Here is a 19,823-nt window from a genome sequence, read left to right as displayed (position 1 = left end):
ATTTAACTTAGTGACTTAGCTTGCTGCCCTAGTTTGCAGTAAAAACAGCCAAAAGGCGGTAACTGTAAGGTTCCATCAACAATAGTGCCACTGGTTAGCTTATGCTCTGTTAAAACAGTTAAGCTATCGCTTTGTTGAGTTAGAGAAGATAAAGTCACTGTTTGACTCTGTTCACTAAAGTTAAAACAAACTAATAACTGCTCACCTTGGTATTGACGAACAAAGGCAAGAATCGGCTCAGGGGTATCAATAAACTTGATATCACCATAACGTAACGCCGGTTGTTCTTTACGCCAGTGATTAAAATGACGGTAGCTATTTAACACGGAATCAGTCGCTTCATCTTGGATATCAACGGCTTGAGCAAAGTGCTCGCTTGCTACTGGTAACCAAGGTTTGCCGTCACTAAAACCGGCATTGATAGCATCATGCTGCCAAGGATGCGGAGTTCGACAACCGTCTCTGCCTTTAAATTGTGGCCAAAAGGTAATGCCGTAAGGGTCTTGGATATCTTCAAAGGCAATATCAGCTTCGGTTAAACCTAACTCTTCGCCTTGGTAACTACAAACACTGCCGCGTAATGACGAAATCATGGCAAAGAGCATTTTAGCAAAATCTTTACTGTTAAAACCGCCCCATCTGCTGACAACTCGCTCGACATCATGGTTTGAAATAGACCAACAAGGCCAACCATCAGAAACACGGGCTTCAAGACTTTCTACCACTTGCTTGATGTAACTGGCAGAAAAATTATCGGTTAATAAATCGAAGCTGTAACCCATATGTAGCCTAGTATTACCTTGAGTGTACTCAGCCATGGTTTTTAATGAATCTTCTGAGGAGATTTCACCTAAAGCCACCGAACCAGGATATTGATTCAATAAACTGCGAATATCTTCCATAAAGCCCAAGTTTTCATCTTGAGTATTATTGTAATAATGATATTGATAAGCGTAAGGGTTTTTCTCATCAAAACCTATGCTGGTACGGAGTTCTTTAGGTTTAGCTGGGTTATCGCGCAATTGCGCGTCATGATAACAAAAGTTAATGGCATCTAGACGAAAACCATCAACACCACGTTTAAGCCAAAACTCTATATTATCTAACACCGCTTGGCGTACTTCTGGATTATGGAAGTTTAAGTCTGGCTGACTAGTGAGAAAGTTATGCAAGTAATATTGTTGACGACGAGGATCCCAAGTCCAGCCGCTGCCACCAAAAATAGATAACCAGTTATTAGGTGCTGTGCCATCTTCTTTGGCGTCACTCCATACATACCAGTCAGCTTTATCGTTAGTTTTATCTTCACGTGAATCAATAAACCATTGATGTTGATCGGAAGTATGACTAAGCACCTGATCGATCATAATTTTAATGCCAAGGGCATGCGCTTTCAGTACCAGCTCATCAAAGTCAGCTAGGGTACCAAATATGGGGTCAATATCGCGATAGTCGCTAATATCATAACCAAAGTCTTTCATCGGGGATTTGAAGAAAGGTGAGATCCATATAGCATCTATACCTAAACTAGCAATATAATCTAACTTGCTAATAATTCCCGGCAAATCGCCAATACCATCTTGATTAGTATCATAGAAGCTGCGTGGATAAATTTGATAAATTACCGCGCCACGCCACCACATTTGTTCATTCATTTGAAAACCCCAACACTGATACTTGCTCGTTTGGTGACAGTTACCATTAACCATCGTTGTCTAAGCACTTAATAATTCTTTCAAATAAGAATACGCAAATAAAAACCGAGCTGAAAGTCTTTGCATACGTATGTATCGCTATTATCAAAAAATACATACGTATGCAATACCAATTCCGGCTTAGTTAGGCCTGCATACGTATTCAAGATGCTGTATCCCTCAGACTAAGGTTATTATCATTAACACTCGGCTATCCATATTCAACTTTAAGGGTTTTGTTTTGCGTTTATTTACAGTGAAATACCTCACCGCTAACTTATTAACACGTTTATTAACTTGCTCACTGATTTACTTAGTCATATCAACGCAAGCATTGGCAAGTACTAACAAATACTTAAGCCATAAATTAGCCGGCAACACCGTTGTTATCAGTACTAATTTAGCGACAGTAACCTTAAATGCTTATGGCGAAGGCGCCATAGCAATACACTATCAAAGCCATAAGGATAAGCTGCCGGCTAGCCAACTGCCCTCTTTTGCCATTAAAGAACACGCAGTGACTAGTCGCTTTGTTATCACAGAAAATAATGAACTACTGACACTTACCTTGAATAAACTGAGCGCGGTTATCAACAAATCACCTTTTTCTATTAGTTACTACCAGAAAAGTAACTACCAAGAAAACAAGCTGCTCATTGCTGAGGAACAGGGATTTTTCAGCGGTACGGTCAATGAAGTTACAGAAATACCCACGCTTGAAGGAAGTAGCACACTAACTAAAGTAACGAAGAAACTAGCGGTGCAAGGCTTTCGCTTTCACTTAAATGACAGCGAAAAGCTGCTCGGCGGCGGTGAGCGGGTTTTAGGTATGGATAGACGCGGCCATAGTTTCCCGTTATATAATCGCGCGCATTACGGCTATAGCACACATTCGGAGCAAATGAACTTCTCTATACCGGCGGTAATGTCGAGTAATAAATACATAGTGCTATTTGATAACTCCGCCAAGGGTTATATGGATTTAGCTAAAAAAGAGCAGAACATTTTAGAGTTTTCAGCCGTTGCGGGTCGTATGGCTTATATCGTTTTTTCCGCGGATAGTTATCCACAACTACTCAATAACTATGTTGATGTTACCGGCAAGCAACCCCTACCACCGCGCTGGTCTTTAGGTAATTATGCGTCTCGTTTTGGTTATCGCTCAGAGGCCGAAGTTAGAGCAACAGTCAATAAATTTATTGATTTAGACTTCCCTCTTGATGCCTTGATCTTAGATTTATATTGGTTTGGTAAAGATATTAAAGGTCATATGGGCAATTTAGCTTGGGATAAAAACGCCTTTCCTGAGCCAGAAAAAATGATTGCCGATCTAAAAGCCCAAGGCGTCAAGACGATTTTAATCACTGAACCTTTTGTATTGAGCACATCAAGTAAGTGGCAAGACGCTGTTGAGCAGCAGGCCTTAGCCCAAGATGAACATGGCAATGCTAAACAATTTGATTTTTATTTTGGTAATACTGGCTTAGTGGATGTTTTTAATAAAAAAGGTCGAGACTGGTTTAACGATATTTATAAAACCCTCTATCAGCAAGGCATTACTGGCTGGTGGGGTGACTTAGGTGAGCCTGAAGTCCACCCGAGTGATACTTTACATACCCTTGATGATGGCACTGTGGTGAATGCTGACGCCATTCATAATGTTTACGGCCATCAATGGGCCAAAATGGTTTTTGAGCATCAGCTGAAGATGAACCCTGAGCAGCGACCGTTCATTTTGATGCGCTCTGGTTTTGCTGGCTCACAGCGCTATGGCATGATCCCTTGGACCGGTGATGTTAGTCGCTCTTGGGATGGCTTAAAGCCACAAGTTGAGTTGAGCTTACAAATGAGCTTATTGGGTATGGCTTATACCCACTCTGATTTAGGCGGCTTTGCCGGCGGAGAAGAATTTGATCAAGAAATGTATATTCGTTGGTTGCAGTATGGCGTTTTTCAGCCGATATACCGTCCTCATGGCCAAGATAACATTGCGCCAGAAGTTGTCTTTCACGACCAGGAAACTCAAGATATTTTACGAAAATTCATCAAGTTAAGATATAAGCTACTGCCATACAATTACACCCTAGCCTATGAAAATAGCACTACCGGCATGCCATTAATGCGCCCGCTTTTCTTTGAACAAGAGCTTGAGAATAAGTTTAAACATGAACAAGAAAACTATTTAGCTTCCTTTGATAATGCCAGTAGTTACCTCTGGGGTGATGCCTTATTAGTAACGCCGGTAGTAGCAGCTAATGTCAGTTCAGTAGCAGTAAACTTGCCCGCAGGTGTTTGGTTTGATTATTTTACTGATGACAATGAGCCCGCTAAAAAACATCAAGGCGGACAAACTATTAACTTACCGACAAGTTTGGCGACTTTGCCAGTACTGGTGCGTGCCGGTGCCTTTATTCCGATGATAGATGATATTCAATCGACGCAAGATTATGACGCCAGCCAATTAACCTTACATTATTATGCGGATAAGTCAGTCACTAGCGCTAACTATGAAATGTATGAAGATGATGGCAAGACCTATCAAAACATTGAAAAGGGTTTATTTGAATTATTACAATTTTCAGCAAAACAGCAACAAAAGCAGTTAACTATAACCCTTAAACGTACCGGCAATGGTTATAAGGGGATGCCAAAAGAGCGCACCATGACCTTGGTTATTCATAATATCGACCAAGCACCCAATAAAATCACCCTAAACAATAAAGTAATAAATAATGCCATTTGGCAAGCTAAAGACCACAGTTTAACGGTCACTTTTACTTGGCAGCATCAACCTCTAACCTTAACGATACAGTAAGTAATGAAGACAAATTTATCTAACGAACATAAAAACACCATTAACCTGATTGCCGATATTGGCGGTACTAATATTCGCATAGCGCAAGTAACGACCCCCCCTAAGGCTAACCTTGCTGATGGTGATACCACTGACATTAATATCAGTGACATTGAAACGTATCAATGCAAAGAATTTGCTAGCTTAGCTGAAGTGCTTGCCCATTATATTGAGGCTAAAGCGTTGGCTAATTTTAGCATTAACGCTTGTTTTGCCATTGCTTGCCCGGTAGATAAAGACTTAATTAGCATGACTAATTTACCTTGGCAGTTCTCTCAAAAGGAACTGCAACAGGCACTGAAGCTCAATTCTTTAACTTTTATTAATGACTATACCGCCATAGCCATGGCGATTCCCCTGTTATCAGATAATCAAAAAGTAAAAATTGGTGGCGGTACCAGTGTTGCTGGTAAAGCTATTACGGTATGTGGCCCTGGAACAGGTTTAGGGGTGGCTAATTTAGTCCCTGTTAGTATGTCTGGAAAGAAGCAATGGCACTGTATTAGTGGTGAAGGTGGTCATATCGATTTTGCTGCGGTTAATGAAATTGAGCAGCAAGTGATGAACTTTATTCAAGGCATAAAAAATCGCGTTTCATACGAGCAATTATTGTCAGGTTATGGTTTAGAGCAAATATATCAGGCGTTATTATTTATTAATCAAGGCAAAGAGATGGCCACAGTGAACGATAAGCTTGCCGCGAAAGAAATTACCAGCAATGCTATTAACGGCAGTTGTGAACTCTGCCAACAAACCCTGACCCTCTTTTGTAATGTCCTTGGCAGCTTTGCCGGTAATCTCGCCTTGATAATGAATAGCCAAGGTGGTGTTTACATCGCGGGTGGTATAGTGCCGCGTTTTATTGATTATTTAAAAGCCAGTGATTTTAGAGCGCGTTTTGAGGCAAAGGGGCGGCTGTCATATATTACCGAGCAGGCCCCGATCTACATAATAACGGAAGAGCAGCCAGGTTTACTGGGTGCTGCCGCTTTTGTTTTACAGAGCTAAGGTAATAACAGTTAAACATAATACTGAATACGTATGTAACCGCTAGTGGTTAGCCACTAAAATGCGTATATTAAAATGGTTGTTTTAGTTTTTATTGATCCTTAAAACTTAAAAAATTTCAACACTCGCTTGTTTAATGCCTTATGGCTATTGCACATTATTATCGCCTTTATTTACCTTAATAATGTGCTTTTTTAAAGACAAGCGCCGCTACATATAACAATAAGAGTGCCCCAGATGAGCAATACCAGCGACATGAGTAATCAACTAAAGCAAAAGCAGCAAAAACCGCGTTTGAGCTTTTGGCAAATTTGGAATGTCAGTTTTGGCTTTCTTGGTGTGCAATTTGGTTTTGCCTTACAAAATGCTAATGCCAGTCGCATATTGTCAGACCTAGGTGCAGACTTACATTCTTTAGCCTTATTTTGGCTTGTTGCGCCTATTATGGGTTTGATTGTTCAACCAATAGTTGGCTCAGCTTCCGATAGAACCTGGAACAAATTAGGTCGTCGTAACCCTTATATTTTAGCCGGTGGTATTGCCGCCGCTATCGGCATGTTATTAATGCCAAACTCCGCCACCTTAGCGAGCTTTATCACACCATTATTTTTTGGCGCTATGATGCTTGCCTTAATGGATGCTTCTTTTAATTTAGCCTTTCAACCGTTTCGCGCTTTAGTTTCAGATATGGTGCCGGCAGAGCAGCGTAATGTTGGTTATTCGATCCAATCATTTTTAATTAATATTGGTGGCGTTTGTGGCTCTATTTTGCCTTTTGTTTTGACCAACGTCATGGGCTTAGAAAACACCGCTGAATCTGGTGCAGTTGCGCCCTCAGTAATTTGGGCCTTTTATATTGGCGCCTCAGTCATGTTAGGCTCGGTATTATGGACAGTGTTAAGAACCAAGGAATATGCCCCCGGCACCAATGGCTTAGCGCCATTAGAAAAAAATAATACCGAACGTTCACTTAGGGAAAAGTTATCCGCGTTTTTTGGCCTAATGAAAACCATGCCAACCACTATGAAACAACTCGCCTTAGTGCAATTTTTCTCATGGTTTGCTTTATTTATTATGTGGGTTTATACCATGCCCGCCATTGCTCAGCATATATGGGGTATCGAGGCTAAATGGTTTGATCCAACGTATTTAGCATCAGTTGGCAGTATTCCCGAGCATATTGCGCAAGCAAAAGGTAGTGCCGGTGACTGGGTTGGTATTATTTTCGCTGCCTACATGTTCTTCGCTGCTATTTGGTCTGTCTTTATGGCCAAAGTGGCCAGTAAAATCGGCCGTAAACTAACCTACTCATTATCATTGTTAGCTGGTGGTATTGGTTATATCAGCATTATGTTTATCCAAAGTTCTGAGCCAACGCTAGTCAACTTAGTCATTACTGAAATTACCGTACCACAAGGTGCCGTCTCATTATTCTTGCCTATGATCGGTATTGGCATGGCTTGGGCAGCTATTTTAGCGATGCCTTACGCAATTTTAGCCGGCTCAATACCGGTGAAACAAACCGGTGTTTATATGGGCATATTCAACTTTACCATTGCCGCACCACAAATTGTTTCTGGCATTTTTGCCGGTTGGATTTTAACTGCAGTATTTGATAATCAAGCCATCTATATCATTATGCTTGCTGGTGGTTCGATGATTTTAGCGGCATTATCGGTGTATTTTGTTAAAGAGGACACTGAACAAGAAGTTATTACTGGGCAAGAGAAGCTAGCTTCTTAGCCGATTAAACTTTTACTTTTTCGCACTCACCTTTAACAGTGGTTAAAGGTGAGTGCATTTCATTAATTCTCATTAACTAGCTACAGCCCACTACCACAAGACTTACGAATAACCAATTCAGGTGGGATCAAGGTGGTTTTTGCCGCTTCACCATGTATCATGGTCAGTAAGGTATTAACTAATAACTCTCCGGCTAATTGAGTATCTTGTTTTACTGTTGTTAACGGTGGAAAGGTAAAACTGGCCACAGCGATATCATCAAAACCAACCAGTGCTACTTGCTCAGGGATACTAATACCATGCTCTTGCAATGCCCGCATGGCACCAATAGCAATAAGATCACAAGCGGCACAAATAGCATCAAAGGGCTCACCACCGGCGATTAATTTACATGCCGCTTGATAGCCGGCCTCTTCGGTGTATAAAGCATTAAACTGCAAAGCTTGATTAACCACTAGACCATTATCTTTTAACGACTGACAATGGCCTTTATAACGGTCAAAAAACTCAGGCGCATGACTTGAAGCACTGCCTAAGAAAGCCAGTTTAGTTCGGCCTTTTTTAATGAGATGTTCAGTCATCTCTATACCGCCTTGATGGTTATCACAACCAATCGAAATAAGCGGTAAGTTTTTAACTTCGGCGCCCCAACGGACAAAGTGTGTACCCTGATCTAACAACTTAATTAACTTCTCTTCATAGTCAACATAGTCGCCATAGCCTAATAAAATTAGACCATCGGCTTTATTACTATCTTCAAAATCAGCATGCCAATCGTCACTTGCCTGTTGAAAAGACACTAATAAGTCATAACCTTTGTTGGCACAAGCACGGGTGATGCTGCCTAACATAGATAAGAAGAACGGGTTGATGTCTGAATCATCATTGGTGGGATCGGCAAATAATAACAAAGCAATGGTATCACTTTGCTGAGAACGTAAATTACTAGCATTTTTATCAACCTTGTAATTTAACTCTTTGGCGATGGCTTGAATTTTCTCTCGTGTTGCCTCATTAACTAATGGGCTATTTCGCAAAGCTCTTGAGACAGTGGATTGAGAAACCCCTGCCTTATAAGCGATATCAAATGACGTTGCTTTTTCTTTCACATGACCTTCTTAAAAAGTAAAATAACAAGAATAAAACTTAGTAATACCATACCTGAGCGACTGTCTTATGTATAGCCAGCAGCAAAGTAAAATGAATTAACTCACTGACAAACTTGTTAATTATTTCACCGCTAAATTTTTACAGGCAATAAAAAACCCAGTAAACAATAATGCTGCTTGCTGGGTTGCTTTACTATCAAATAACTAACGAGTAATTATCAAATAGTTAACGAATAACGATAATGTTTATACGTATCTCTGCGCTTATATTATTTAGAAGATTGAGCCGATTTCTAAGTGATATGAGCCGATGCTGGCATCGTCTGAATGACTAAAGTCAATCCAAGCTTGTTTGTAACTGGCACGAAAAAACAAACTGTTATCTAACTCATAACGAAACCCTACGGCAACATTATAGGAAAAACGAGTATCGTTGAAAGTATTTTGATAACTATCACAAACATAACCCCACCACGGATCCCACCAACAAACTGAGCCAGGTGGTCCATCGGCAATATTACTATCAACATAAGTCCAACCAGCACCCACTTGCACATAAGGGGTAAACTGTGCGGCAAACACACTATAAACGACATTAAACTGACTTTCTAACAAGTCCATTTTGTGGTTTATTTGATGACTACTACCATTATCAGCATCAATTAGAGTGGCCTGGTAACTTGGCGTTGATGAGGAAAAATCAAAGTTAAACAAAATATGCGGGTTTAAATTATAGCCCAGGGTAAAACCCCAACCATAATCACTCTCCATAGCAGTTTTTGAACCATTTTGACCATCAATATCAGTTGCCTGATTATTGAGTACTTTAAAACTCGCTTCCCACTTGTCACTACGCTTAGTGTACTTAGCGTTGGCATCAACACTTAACATACTAACCAAAAAGCCAAGTAGACAACTCAATAGTATGGTCTTTGACATTAACACCTTGTTAAAAAACATCATTATTCCTTTAACTTAATTTTCGTTGATAGAATTAATCGGATAAACTTATTGAGCTTTACTTGCGCGGGATACATAGTCGCCCGAGCGTGTATCAATGCGCACTTTCTCACCAATTTGCACAAACAAAGGTACACGCACAACCGCGCCGGTTGCTAATGTTGCCGGTTTACCACCCGTACCTGCGGTATCACCTTTTAGGCCGGGGTCTGTTTCGGTAATATCAATTTCGACAAAATTAGGTGGCGTTACTGTGATTGGTGTGCCATTCCATAAGGTGATGGTACAAACGTCACCTTCAACTAACCACTTAACCGTATCAGCGACTGCTTTTTCATCAGCGCCAATTTGCTCAAAGGTTTCATTATTCATAAAGTGCCAGAATTCACCATCAGCATATAAATAGGCTAATTCAATATCCATGACATCAGCGATTTCAACCGTCTCTCCTGATTTGAAGGTTTTCTCTAACACTTTACCTGAGATGAGTTTACGAATTTTAACGCGGCTAAAGGCTTGGCCTTTACCCGGTTTTACTAATTCATTTTCAAGGATGTTACAAGGTTCGCCATCAAGCATGATTTTAAGTCCAGTTTTGAACTGATTGGTACTGATATTAGCCATAGTAAGAAGTGCTCTTTTATTGATTACTTAGTTATTTATTTGATCTTCACTAGTCTATAACCGTTATAATGGCAGCAGTAGCTAGTAAGAGATGTTCAATTGAAATTAGAATTGCCGCAGATAATAACCCAAATTGATCACGATTTGCATCTTTGTGATGAAAAATCATGGCAAAAAGACTTGCGTGAGGTAGTGACCGAGCCCGAACAACTATTAGCCTTAGTTAATATTGCCCCTGATGACTATTTACAACATTTCAAAGCACGGAGTTTATTTCCTGTGCGTGTGCCGCTGCCCTTTATTAAGCGCATGAAAAAAGGCGACTTTAACGATCCGCTACTAAAACAAGTCATGCCATTATCCACAGAATTTTCACTCACTGAGGGCTACTCTGCTGATCCCTTATTTGAACATGATACCGTCGCCGAAGGCTTATTGCATAAATACAAAAACCGGGTATTGATGATAGTAAAATCGGCATGTGCGATTAATTGTCGCTATTGCTTTCGTCGTCATTTTCCTTATCAAGATAACAGCCCTAATAAAAAGCGTTGGCAAAGTGCCCTGGATTATATTGCTGCCCATAATGAAATCAGCGAAGTTATTTTTAGTGGTGGCGATCCCTTGATGGCTAACGACAATCACTTGGCTTGGCTGGTTGAGCAAATAGAACACATTCCCCATGTGACACGTTTGCGTATTCATACTCGCTTGCCCGTAGTAATACCTAACCGCATCACAGCAAGCCTTGTTGCCCTGTTAAAAAATTCACGCTTAAAAGCCACTATGGTGTTGCATATCAATCACCCGAATGAAATTAATGATGAGTTCATCGCGGCACTTGAACCGCTGCGCGCAGCGCGTATTCCACTCTTTAACCAAAGTGTGCTGTTACGTGGGGTAAATGATGATGCTGAGATCTTAAGTAACTTAAGCGAAGTGCTGTTTGATGCTGGCATTCAACCCTACTATTTGCACCTTTTTGATGCGGTGCAAGGCGCTGCTCACTTTGATGTTAGTGAGACAAATGCCGTAGCAATAGTTAAAGAGATGCTGGCTCGCTTACCTGGCTTCTTAATGCCTAAGTTAGTACGAGAAATTGCTGGTCAAGCTAACAAAACGCCAATCAATCTGGCATAATTGACAAAATAAAGAACAATCCTCAAAGTAAGAAGTGTTATGACTAAAGCAATTGAACAACAACTTATTGAAAATATTTCAGTGATTTTAAAAAGATCGTTAACCGCTGATGCCACCTTAGCCGATTTACGTGAAAAAAAGAAAGCCAGCTTTAAAGCTATTTTTACTGCCGATGCTAGCTTTACCTGTTCAGCCAACACCTTCCAACCCTATGTTGAAGAAATAGCCGATGATCTTTTACAGTGGCAAGCCAGTAAAGAGCAAGGGCCATTAATTGCCTTAGTTAAAAAGATAGAGCAGCTATTCACAGTTCTAGCTAACTTTGAGCAAAGCTACATTCAATAACTTAAGCAGGTCAATTACTCAGCAACTCTTTCTGCCATCACTTGTACTTTACAATCATGTTCGTTCAGTAAAGCGAGAATATTCAGATTGAGTTGATTGATTTCATCAAGATAAACATCAAAGTCTGTGGTTTTAACATAAGCCAAAATATCCAATTCTAAGCCATATATAGTATAGGCTTTAAAATGACTGCGCAGCGGCGATGCGGCAATCATATCTGTTGAATTGAACATAGCCCTAATGGCCACCAGTAAACTCTCAATATTTTCTTTTGACGTACTTGGTGCTAAGAATATCTTAGGTCGAAAAACTATTTTTTCTCGCTCGGCATAGTTTTCAATGTTCATATCAATAAATTTTGCATTAGCGACATAAATAACCGTTCGTTCTAATGTTCGAATACGGGTAGAGCGTAAACCTATTTCTTCAACCACACCAAAACTGTTACCAAAACGGCAAAAGTCACCAATCTTAACCGGTGCCGATGTATATAAGGTAATAGCACCAATAATATTTTCTATGGTTTTTTGCGCAGCCAGTGCAATAGCTAAACCACCAATACCTAAGCCAGCCAATAAGGTAGAAGCATTAAAACCCAGATTTTCCAACCAGTTCAAACTAGCAATACTAAATATAATGATCTTTATTACTGTGCCAGCCGGTCTTAACAAATACACCGCTAACGGTTTTTCTTGAGCAATAAATTTTTCTGCCAATATTATTTTCATTAAATCAATAAAACGAAAACAGACCCAGGACCAAGCAATAATTAATAAAGTACTGCCTTCAGTCACCGCTCGAACGGCAATAGTAACATTGGCTTCATCACTAAAACTACGGGCAAAAATCACCGCGATTAATAATGCTATAGGCTCTTTAATAAACCGTAAAACGTCTTCAGAGACCTTATGATAAACACGTTTGATACTAAAAGCTGTCAGCCAGGTAAAGACTTTGGCAATAAGGTAATATATCAATATCATCAAGGTGAAATATAACCATTGCCAGAGCATGACGCCAAAGAGGTCTATTGACGGTAATTTTTTGGCTAAGAACTCTCCCAGAGGAGAATAAGAATAACGCTTAAATAAGCGTGGGATTTTCTCAACCGTGGCATTTGATATTTTCCAAATTCTCACTTTATCTGTTGCTCGAGGAATGCGCTGTAATAAAATATCAACCGTATTACCTTGGTAATCAACTTGCCCTACCAGTTCTCTATACGAGGGTAGGTTGTCATTTTTTCGTCCCTCTTTTCGGGCACTGATACTATTGAGATCGACCCATAAGGTTCGGTTTAACACTACGGCTAATTGTCTCGCCAATTCTTCTTTACCAACACTTAAGGTTTTTTCTGACAGGTTGCGATAATCTAAATAATGTGTCGCTAAGGCTAGATCACCCGCACGCATTGCACGTAAATATCCGGCCATAGCACTGCGAGGTTGACCGCGTTCATATTTATCTTGCGGCACATCATATTCATCTGGCTGTAAGCTTTGTTGTGATTTTTCTTTGCTATCAAGCATGCTTTTAATGGATAGTACTTCACCATTATTACTTGCTGGCTGGGCGCTCAATACCTTTGGGCTGATGAGAAGTATAAATAAGAGCATGATAAGGGTAACTGGAGAAGGGTAAAAAATAGTAGTCTGTTGAGTGGGCTTCATTGCGCCTTTTCCTTGCGATAACATAAAGTAACAGGCAAAGATAATAACTTAATTACTTAATCACTTCAGGGGAAAATACAATTTTAGGCAATAAAAAAGTCACCGTAGTGACTTTTAATTTAGTAGTTTTTTTCAAGTACTATTTTTTTACCCGCAAGTCTTTAAAGGTTTTATCAAACCAGACATCGAGCATCTTCTTCTCATAACCCAAGGATTTATGACGATATTTCAAGTTACTACCTGACATAAAGTTCATGTCTTTAAGTACCACTTCATCCGATTGAACTAGCTTGCCATCGGCATCAAGCAGTTGATAAGAAAAGTTCATTCGTGGGCTATAAATCTGCTTAACAATACGGGTTCTATGTATGCCCGCGGCATTAGTATCGCCAGCAAGGTCAACATCTGTGACATCAATTTTAAGTACTTGCCCCTCAGGCAAGGTTGCCGCTAATTTAGCAAAGTGTTTTTCAAAATCTCGAAAGATACGCTCTCTAAATGACTTACGGTTTTCATTACCGGCATTAATATCACGATAGCTTTTATAATCAGTCCAGGTTACTTCACTACTTGCCGCAAATGCGCCAGGCGCCGTTAATAACGTTGAAATTAACAGTGTAACCATATAAGTAAATTGTTTCATATGCCATCCTCTTATTAAATGTTCAACTTTAGTAAAACAAAAAAAACGGGTGTAAACCGTATGAATTTGCTACCGGTAGGTGTTAATTTGTAGCGTAGAACTGTTTCATCACACGGCTAACAATAGCTGCAGTACGATATATTTTTTGTGCTTCATCAGTATCTTCATGAACAAAGCCTTGTACTGCACCTCGCCAAACTTTTTTACCCGTGCGAGCATCTTCGATATAAATCAAAAAACTACCTTTTTTCAAACCATCACGGCCCGGTAAACCTGGCGTAATACCAAATTCATGATTGATGGTTTCATCTGATAAATCACTGGCTAAGGCAACACCAAAACCAACATAGAAAGTAGAGTTTTGGGCATTGCGGGTATTGTAAAAACCATGCTTCATTAAATCGCTAATAATAGCATCAGCATAAAGCTTATATACTGCTTGGGTCTGCTCAGCTTTTAATGAAGTTTCTTTGACATACTTAGGCGCTAAAGAAAACGTACTGCCTGGCGAATAAGAAATAGGTATATCTCGCACACTTGAGATGGCCAATTGATTTCTATTCACTTGTGGCTCTGGGGGTACAGTCACACAAGCACTTACCAATAAGCTGCTAAAAAGGGCAATGGTTAAACTAATATTTTTCTTCATTATTCAATCCTAGAAATATCTATTAACGTTTTAATACTGACTTAAATCGAAAGTTAAGTATATAAATACAATCAATTAAATTCCGAGAAACAATGTTACCTTAACGTAACCTTATGTAAACAAGACTCCACTTCATGTAAGCAATATAACTTTCTCTTGTAAAACAACATCATTTGCTATTTTCAGCGATTTAAAAAGACTTAAGCTTCATCATAATTCGGCTTACTTCTCTCGACTTAATCAAGTAGGTAGGATAAACACGTTTAGTGTTTCTTAAACCATCACGGTCATGCTGTACTTTAACCAAGATAAAAACAAAAAAGCGCCGTAATCAACGTTTTAGACTAGCATAAATGTCGGGTAAGGAGCGATCATTACAGATCACCCCCCTTCACTTAGAACCGTACGTGCGAACTTCCCGCATACGGCTCAAGCATGTTATAAGTCAGTAGCTAAATACAGACCAGCGACTTTGATTAGTTAATTACAGTACTAACAACCTGCCAATCAACTTTTTCACCAAGAAATAATAAAATAGATGAACCGCATATACTGAGCCAAAGCTTTTTGAGGGAAAAATAACTTTCTGAATGGAAGTTAATAAACTTCCTAAACTTTTAATTATTAATTCTATTTGCCCTATATGGGCAACCCATTTTTTACCCCTACTAGGGAGCGATTCTTTTGGTTTTTGTTCTGCCATAGTAATTAAGGTTAATAGTTAATTAAGCATGGAATTAGACACTTGATACCAAAAGCAGAGTTGTAATGAAGAGAAATACCTTTAAGATATGTCTGATAAACATCAATAAATTTGCATTACAATTCTGAAAAATCATCAACGAAGACTTTATCCTAGTTGAGTTCAGGCTTAGCCCGAGAGGTTTAAATTGGGCTTAACCCAATTACTTTGTGAACCAACAGCTTAACCGCTAGGTAAGTATCGTTTTCTTGATAGCAGATCATATTATCCCCCTTACTTTTTTATAAACAACCCTTTAAATGCATGAGTGAAATTGTCTATGACAATTATGGGGCAACAACACCAAAATACGATTAGAAATGTTTTGAGAGATCCATGCGTTGATGAAGAATACGAGCAACATCAATACCGTTATCACTTACTTGATAAAATACAATGTGTTTTTCTACAGGAAAGCTTCTAGCACCATTATAAACATCACTTCTTTCCCTACCGAAGTCAGGGTATTGAGCTAGTTTCAATAAGGCTGAGTCTATGGTTTGAGCATACACCTTTGCTTGTGCGCTTCCCCAAGATTCAATTGTTGTTGAAATTATTTTGAATAAATCCTCTTCGGCTAAAGGAGATAACCTATAGTTCGACATTTACACCCTTACTTGTAGACTTACTATCTACTGCAAGGGAGGCTTGTTCAAATATATCCATTACGCTGTGCTTTGATGATTCGCCAGCAGCTAGTTGTTCAAAACCTTTCGCTACTTCTTCTCGTAATATCTCAAGTTGCTTGTTTTTAGCAACATCTTTTTCAAATAACATTCTTAATCCATCGCGGATCACTTCACTTGCTGAGGTATATAAACCATCAGATACCTTCTCAGTAATTCTTCGCTCGAATTCTTTACCTAAAGTAATATTCATCATTAACACTCCAATCATTTATTAATCATATTATGCGCATGATATGCGCATAATTCAAGTTTGATGATTGAAGAGCAAAAAACAAGAAAGCCCGCCGAGGCGAGCTTTCATTTACTTATTCAAGTATGTGCTATAAGCAGTTAATGCTTTATGCGCAGGATAAATGGTTTAGTTCAAGGCGCTTTATGGTGACGTTTAGTATTTCTTAAACGAACTATAAAGCAACGATGAAATTAACAATTTAGACCAGCATAAATTACATCATGCTGCCCTAACAACACAACCTATTGATTTAAAACAAAAATAAAAACAGTTAAATTAAAGTACCCTGCATTATACCCTTGAGTTATTGACGCTCTTTAATAACTGGATTGTTCCCAAAAAATTCAATTTAACTTTTAAAGTTTCAATAACCAAAACTGGCTTTATTTTATCAAACATAGCATGGAAAAATCAGCTTTAGGCTTAACAAGGCTATATAAAATTAGAAATCATAATCTAACTCGCTTTCACGCCTAAACAGAGGTAGAGCTAAGGCTCACTGTTACCATATTGCGGACGTTTTTTATGTATCAAAATCATCTCATCTAAGGGTTAGTTTAGATACGAAAGCAGACATTATTGAATTCTAGAATAAGTGGGAGTATGTAGCTTTTATCGTTCTACGAACTCGATTCCATTCTATTTTCAACATATCTTGTACTAAGGGCTGTAGCGCGATTATAGCTTTATCAATTGCCTCTATGTTTCCTTTAGGCATAAAGGTACGTTCTCCAGTGCTTAGTAGTTGATGAATATGGTTTAACTTATCAACTATCTTTTTTTCATTAGCAGTACCATTTGGATTAAACATCAGCATTATTTTAGTTTTTTGTTCTATGATAATTGCGTGTAAATTATTAAATTCTTTGTATTCATTTTTATATTCCTTAAACTGAAGCTTAGCGTCATCAACGTCCATCTTTGAAATTATATAATCATCATTATTCTTGATTTTCGACTTAGCAATAACTTTCTTCAATAAACTTTTCTCACTGTTGGCTTCTTTAAGGAGTTCGCCATATAAATTTCGTTGACTTCTTTCTGCTCTTTTAAGTATATCCAAAGAAACAAAGAAACTTTCTTCAATAAAATGGAAGTGCTTTAAAGTTACAAATGATTTTATGAGTACTGATATGTCTTCTCGAAAGGTATTGATCCATAACTGTCTAAACTCGTCTATTTTAAGAGCATGGGCTTCTTTAGTTTGTTCAGAAACAGAGTCTAATTGGGTTTTGAGTTGGGCGTTTGATATTGATATTTTCGCTTCAAGCTCCTTACTAAATCCATCATTTTGCAGTCTAGCTATATTTAACTGCGTATCGATTTGAGCCTTATTAAGTAATTTCGTTTCTGCTAAATTGCTTTCGAGTGATTGAGTATGCTTATTTGTTTCACTAGCTAATGATTTGGTTAACACTTTAAAAGTTACATATAGTGAAGCGAAAAGCGAACCAATTGCGATTAATAATGCAGATCCGAAATTCCAATAAATTGCCATTTCATCCGACGCAATACTAAACGATAAGTCTTCTTTGGCATCTTTTATATTTTTAGCTTTATCCATAACATCTAAGAAATCTTGTCTCTGAGCACTTTGAACTTCCATTAATTTGTTTACTTCTTCAATCAGAATGCGGCTTTCTCTGACCATGGTTTGATTGCTATCGATAGACGCAGATACCTGATTATTTAAAGTAGCTATGTTTTCACTAAGAGCTTTATAGTCAATCTTTAATTGTGTTATATCTTGCTCAAGTGTTTGCTTATTTACTGGATGGATATTGGGAGAGGGTTCTGCGTTTAGGTTAAACGAGAGAACTAATAATATTAAAATACAAAACAACTTCAGCATCCTTCTAAATTTGACAATAGCCTCAATAATATCATAATAAAACAGTGGGTTGTCTTTTATTCTACATGGTGAATTACAAAGAGTGATATGGATGCACACATGAATTAATAAATAATGAACTTGTAGAAATTGAGTAAAATAGCCCCCCCATTTATAAGTTTTATTTTATCTACGGTGTCCGCTTTTATCGAGAAACGAAAGTCTTGATATTATCACCTCTAACGTCAACAATGCGCACCAAGTTGCCCTTAACAAAAGGGCTACTTCATTTGAAATTTACTAATTTTATAAAATGAGGTGCTAAGGGCGGTAAGTACCACAAAGAAGACATTAGGAATTTAGGTGGTGAAGCTAATTTGGATTAGATTTTGTATCAATAACGCTTACCAAGAGGCAAATGATAGTTGGCTAAAATAAGCGACGCTGGCGAAAACAGCCAACTGTATTTTCCCACTTGAACGGTTTTTTATGCATTTATTCTACTAAATCCGATTTTATACTCACTCGAATGTAAGTTAACTAGGAAAATTTTAATACCTGCATTCTTTATAGCTAAATTAGATAACAAGCTATTTTTCAGCCAGCTAGGTGTCTTCTCTGAGATATACACGGCATTAATACAGCTTGGTTCATAATATAGCTTCCCTCCTTGTTCAGACATAAATCGAACTTCGTTTTCATATACCCAACTTTGCTCTTTCCGAGTAAATGCATCAAGTATTTCTAATGATGAGTCTCGACTATCATCGATGGTAGACTGCATAAATGTTTTCATTTTAATCACAGGAAGTTTGCCATCAGTAGCGTACTTAACTTGTGAAGTAGCTAGTTGTAGAGCATTCTTTGTTTCGATAGAGTGTCTTAATTTGTCAAAATCGTACTCTACACAGAAGCCTTTAAAACCATTGGCATAATGAGACCACATCAACATGTTGTTTAGAGGTGCTGGATGTTCATGGTCATCTTTAGCTAGAGAAAGTGAAAGGATTTTGAAGTCACTTTTGTGTTCAGCATAAAAGCTTTCAATAACCTTTACTGCTTTAAAATCAACATAGTCAGAAAAGCTTCTTCCTGTGTCTTTTTCATAATTTTTTCTGTAAATTTGAGCTTCTTTGGATGGAGAAACACCATCTGTAGGCTCTTTAGCATAAACAGCAGCTAAAAAAACTTCACGAAAATCATCGTCAATTCCTTCCTTACTGAAAGATGCATAACCCTCATAGGGATCGTTTAAATCAGATAAGCCTGAGAACCACATATAATTCTCAAATAGTGCATCAAGGTCATTTTCATTACCGTACCTAAACTTAAATACTCGGATATTCTTTGAATTCATGCTCAGGTTCCATTAGATGCATAGCGCCTTTTTAAACGGCTAATTACAGTTGGCTATAATGTGTGAGGTACGAACAACAGCCAACTGTAATTTGCCCGACTTGAAAACCCTTATGTTGGTTTTCAGTTGCTTAGAACTATTTTTAGTGTAACATTGAAAGCCTATTTTATAACGTTTGATTTTTCGAACGTCCCAAATTGGGTAAAATGGCGCTTATTAGTGATCTAAGTGGCGGTATTTTGTCTTTAGCTGTGTATCTTGCGTCTGTCTTTCCGTTGGTTTGTACATTCTTAGGAGTAAAAGTTATGGATATATCTACGATGTTTGAATGGTGCGGTACGGTCCTGCGGGTTATTGCTAAAGTCTCAAATATTGTCACTGGAAAACAAACGGTTGCCTACCAGTAGTACCGGAGGTTCAAATCCTCTAACCCGCACCACATTCCACTTGCCAGCATTAATAAGATGCTGGCAACCTAAACTAGAAGTCATCCCATACTACATAGCACCTTATTATGGATACTTCTCAGTCAT

Annotated in this window: 16 protein-coding genes and 1 tRNA gene; 6 read left to right on the top strand and 11 right to left on the bottom strand. The window is 38.5% G+C overall.

The features are described 5' to 3' along the window. Positions 1-2: 2 nt before the first annotated feature. A complete protein-coding gene (locus CMT41_RS03650; protein ID WP_058028130.1) occupies positions 3-1,655 on the bottom strand; it encodes an alpha-glucosidase family protein in 1,653 nt (550 codons plus the stop codon). A 280-nt stretch (positions 1,656-1,935) separates the two neighbouring features. Here CMT41_RS03650 and CMT41_RS03645 point away from each other — a divergent pair, with 280 nt between their 5' ends. The 3 genes from CMT41_RS03645 to CMT41_RS03635 all read left to right on the top strand — a co-directional run bounded on the left by CMT41_RS03645 (position 1,936) and on the right by CMT41_RS03635 (position 7,299). After that, a complete protein-coding gene (locus CMT41_RS03645; RefSeq protein ID WP_058026394.1) occupies positions 1,936-4,509 on the top strand; it encodes a TIM-barrel domain-containing protein in 2,574 nt (857 codons plus the stop codon). A gap of 3 nt (positions 4,510-4,512) precedes the next feature. Then, positions 4,513-5,556: a glucokinase gene (locus CMT41_RS03640; protein WP_058026393.1), complete on the top strand. Its 1,044-nt coding sequence runs from the start codon at positions 4,513-4,515 to the stop codon at positions 5,554-5,556. Positions 5,557-5,793: 237 nt separating this feature from the next. Continuing rightward, entirely contained in the window at positions 5,794-7,299 is a 1,506-nt protein-coding gene (locus tag CMT41_RS03635; protein WP_058026392.1) for an MFS transporter, read from the top strand. Positions 7,300-7,379: 80 nt separating this feature from the next. Here CMT41_RS03635 and CMT41_RS03630 read toward each other — a convergent pair whose 3' ends face one another. The 3 genes from CMT41_RS03630 to efp form a co-directional block, all read right to left on the bottom strand. Beyond that, a complete protein-coding gene (locus tag CMT41_RS03630; protein ID WP_058026391.1) occupies positions 7,380-8,408 on the bottom strand; it encodes a LacI family DNA-binding transcriptional regulator in 1,029 nt (342 codons plus the stop codon). Between the two features lie 273 nt (positions 8,409-8,681). Beyond that, entirely contained in the window at positions 8,682-9,347 is a 666-nt protein-coding gene (locus tag CMT41_RS03625) for an outer membrane beta-barrel protein (RefSeq protein ID WP_232300010.1), read from the bottom strand. Positions 9,348-9,416: 69 nt separating this feature from the next. After that, positions 9,417-9,992 carry an elongation factor P gene (gene efp / locus CMT41_RS03620; RefSeq protein WP_057179823.1) on the bottom strand — a complete coding sequence of 192 codons (576 nt, stop codon included), beginning with the start codon at positions 9,990-9,992 and terminating at the stop codon, positions 9,417-9,419. A 99-nt stretch (positions 9,993-10,091) separates the two neighbouring features. On the opposite strand from efp, the gene epmB reads away from it, so the two are divergent. Beyond that, positions 10,092-11,132 (top strand): EF-P beta-lysylation protein EpmB, encoded by a 1,041-nt coding sequence (epmB, locus tag CMT41_RS03615; protein WP_157466270.1) that lies wholly within the window; start codon positions 10,092-10,094, stop codon positions 11,130-11,132. A gap of 39 nt (positions 11,133-11,171) precedes the next feature. Then, entirely contained in the window at positions 11,172-11,477 is a 306-nt protein-coding gene (locus CMT41_RS03610; RefSeq protein ID WP_057179822.1) for a hypothetical protein, read from the top strand. Between the two features lie 14 nt (positions 11,478-11,491). Here the strand turns inward: CMT41_RS03610 and CMT41_RS03605 are convergent, their stop codons facing one another. The 7 genes from CMT41_RS03605 to CMT41_RS03570 all read right to left on the bottom strand — a co-directional run bounded on the left by CMT41_RS03605 (position 11,492) and on the right by CMT41_RS03570 (position 19,290). Then, positions 11,492-13,147 carry a mechanosensitive ion channel family protein gene (locus CMT41_RS03605; protein WP_058026389.1) on the bottom strand — a complete coding sequence of 552 codons (1,656 nt, stop codon included), beginning with the start codon at positions 13,145-13,147 and terminating at the stop codon, positions 11,492-11,494. A gap of 139 nt (positions 13,148-13,286) precedes the next feature. Beyond that, positions 13,287-13,790, bottom strand: a complete 504-nt coding sequence (locus tag CMT41_RS03600) for a DUF3016 domain-containing protein (RefSeq protein ID WP_058026388.1) — start codon at positions 13,788-13,790, stop codon at positions 13,287-13,289. Between the two features lie 82 nt (positions 13,791-13,872). Beyond that, positions 13,873-14,439 carry a DUF4136 domain-containing protein gene (locus CMT41_RS03595; RefSeq protein ID WP_058026387.1) on the bottom strand — a complete coding sequence of 189 codons (567 nt, stop codon included), beginning with the start codon at positions 14,437-14,439 and terminating at the stop codon, positions 13,873-13,875. Positions 14,440-15,495: 1,056 nt separating this feature from the next. Further along, complete coding sequence (locus CMT41_RS03585; protein WP_058026385.1) at positions 15,496-15,786, bottom strand: type II toxin-antitoxin system RelE/ParE family toxin; 291 nt, start codon at positions 15,784-15,786, stop codon at positions 15,496-15,498. Beyond that, complete coding sequence (locus CMT41_RS03580) at positions 15,773-16,063, bottom strand: type II toxin-antitoxin system ParD family antitoxin (protein ID WP_232300009.1); 291 nt, start codon at positions 16,061-16,063, stop codon at positions 15,773-15,775. The genes CMT41_RS03585 and CMT41_RS03580 overlap by 14 nt, the downstream gene beginning before the upstream one ends. Before the next feature lie 625 nt (positions 16,064-16,688). After that, the gene (locus tag CMT41_RS03575; RefSeq protein WP_157466268.1) at positions 16,689-17,945 is read right to left on the bottom strand and encodes a hypothetical protein; all 1,257 of its coding nucleotides are present in this window, start codon (positions 17,943-17,945) and stop codon (positions 16,689-16,691) included. Between the two features lie 475 nt (positions 17,946-18,420). Beyond that, positions 18,421-19,290: a DUF2971 domain-containing protein gene (locus CMT41_RS03570; RefSeq protein WP_058026383.1), complete on the bottom strand. Its 870-nt coding sequence runs from the start codon at positions 19,288-19,290 to the stop codon at positions 18,421-18,423. 346 nt (positions 19,291-19,636) lie between these two features. On the opposite strand from CMT41_RS03570, the gene CMT41_RS18980 reads away from it, so the two are divergent. Further along, a tRNA-OTHER gene (locus CMT41_RS18980) sits at positions 19,637-19,729 on the top strand. Positions 19,730-19,823 lie beyond the last annotated feature (94 nt).

The organism is Colwellia sp. MT41 (assembly GCF_001444365.1).
GTDB classification, from domain to species: domain Bacteria; phylum Pseudomonadota; class Gammaproteobacteria; order Enterobacterales; family Alteromonadaceae; genus Colwellia; species Colwellia marinimaniae.
This window is presented reverse-complemented; position numbering and strand designations above follow the sequence as displayed.

What these genes read in the sequence shown, in the direction of transcription:
- CMT41_RS03605 (WP_058026389.1), bottom strand. Translation starts at nt 13,147, where the DNA reads ATGAAGCCCACTCAACAGACTACTATTTTTTACCCTTCTCCAGTTACC.
- CMT41_RS03595 (WP_058026387.1), bottom strand. Translation starts at nt 14,439, where the DNA reads ATGAAGAAAAATATTAGTTTAACCATTGCCCTTTTTAGCAGCTTATTG.
- CMT41_RS03610 (WP_057179822.1), top strand. Translation starts at nt 11,172, where the DNA reads ATGACTAAAGCAATTGAACAACAACTTATTGAAAATATTTCAGTGATT.
- CMT41_RS03625 (WP_232300010.1), bottom strand. Translation starts at nt 9,347, where the DNA reads ATGTCAAAGACCATACTATTGAGTTGTCTACTTGGCTTTTTGGTTAGT.
- efp (WP_057179823.1), bottom strand. Translation starts at nt 9,992, where the DNA reads ATGGCTAATATCAGTACCAATCAGTTCAAAACTGGACTTAAAATCATG.
- CMT41_RS03580 (WP_232300009.1), bottom strand. Translation starts at nt 16,063, where the DNA reads ATGATGAATATTACTTTAGGTAAAGAATTCGAGCGAAGAATTACTGAG.
- CMT41_RS03635 (WP_058026392.1), top strand. Translation starts at nt 5,794, where the DNA reads ATGAGCAATACCAGCGACATGAGTAATCAACTAAAGCAAAAGCAGCAA.
- CMT41_RS03640 (WP_058026393.1), top strand. Translation starts at nt 4,513, where the DNA reads ATGAAGACAAATTTATCTAACGAACATAAAAACACCATTAACCTGATT.
- CMT41_RS03650 (WP_058028130.1), bottom strand. Translation starts at nt 1,655, where the DNA reads ATGAATGAACAAATGTGGTGGCGTGGCGCGGTAATTTATCAAATTTAT.
- CMT41_RS03585 (WP_058026385.1), bottom strand. Translation starts at nt 15,786, where the DNA reads ATGTCGAACTATAGGTTATCTCCTTTAGCCGAAGAGGATTTATTCAAA.
- CMT41_RS03570 (WP_058026383.1), bottom strand. Translation starts at nt 19,290, where the DNA reads ATGAATTCAAAGAATATCCGAGTATTTAAGTTTAGGTACGGTAATGAA.
- CMT41_RS03600 (WP_058026388.1), bottom strand. Translation starts at nt 13,790, where the DNA reads ATGAAACAATTTACTTATATGGTTACACTGTTAATTTCAACGTTATTA.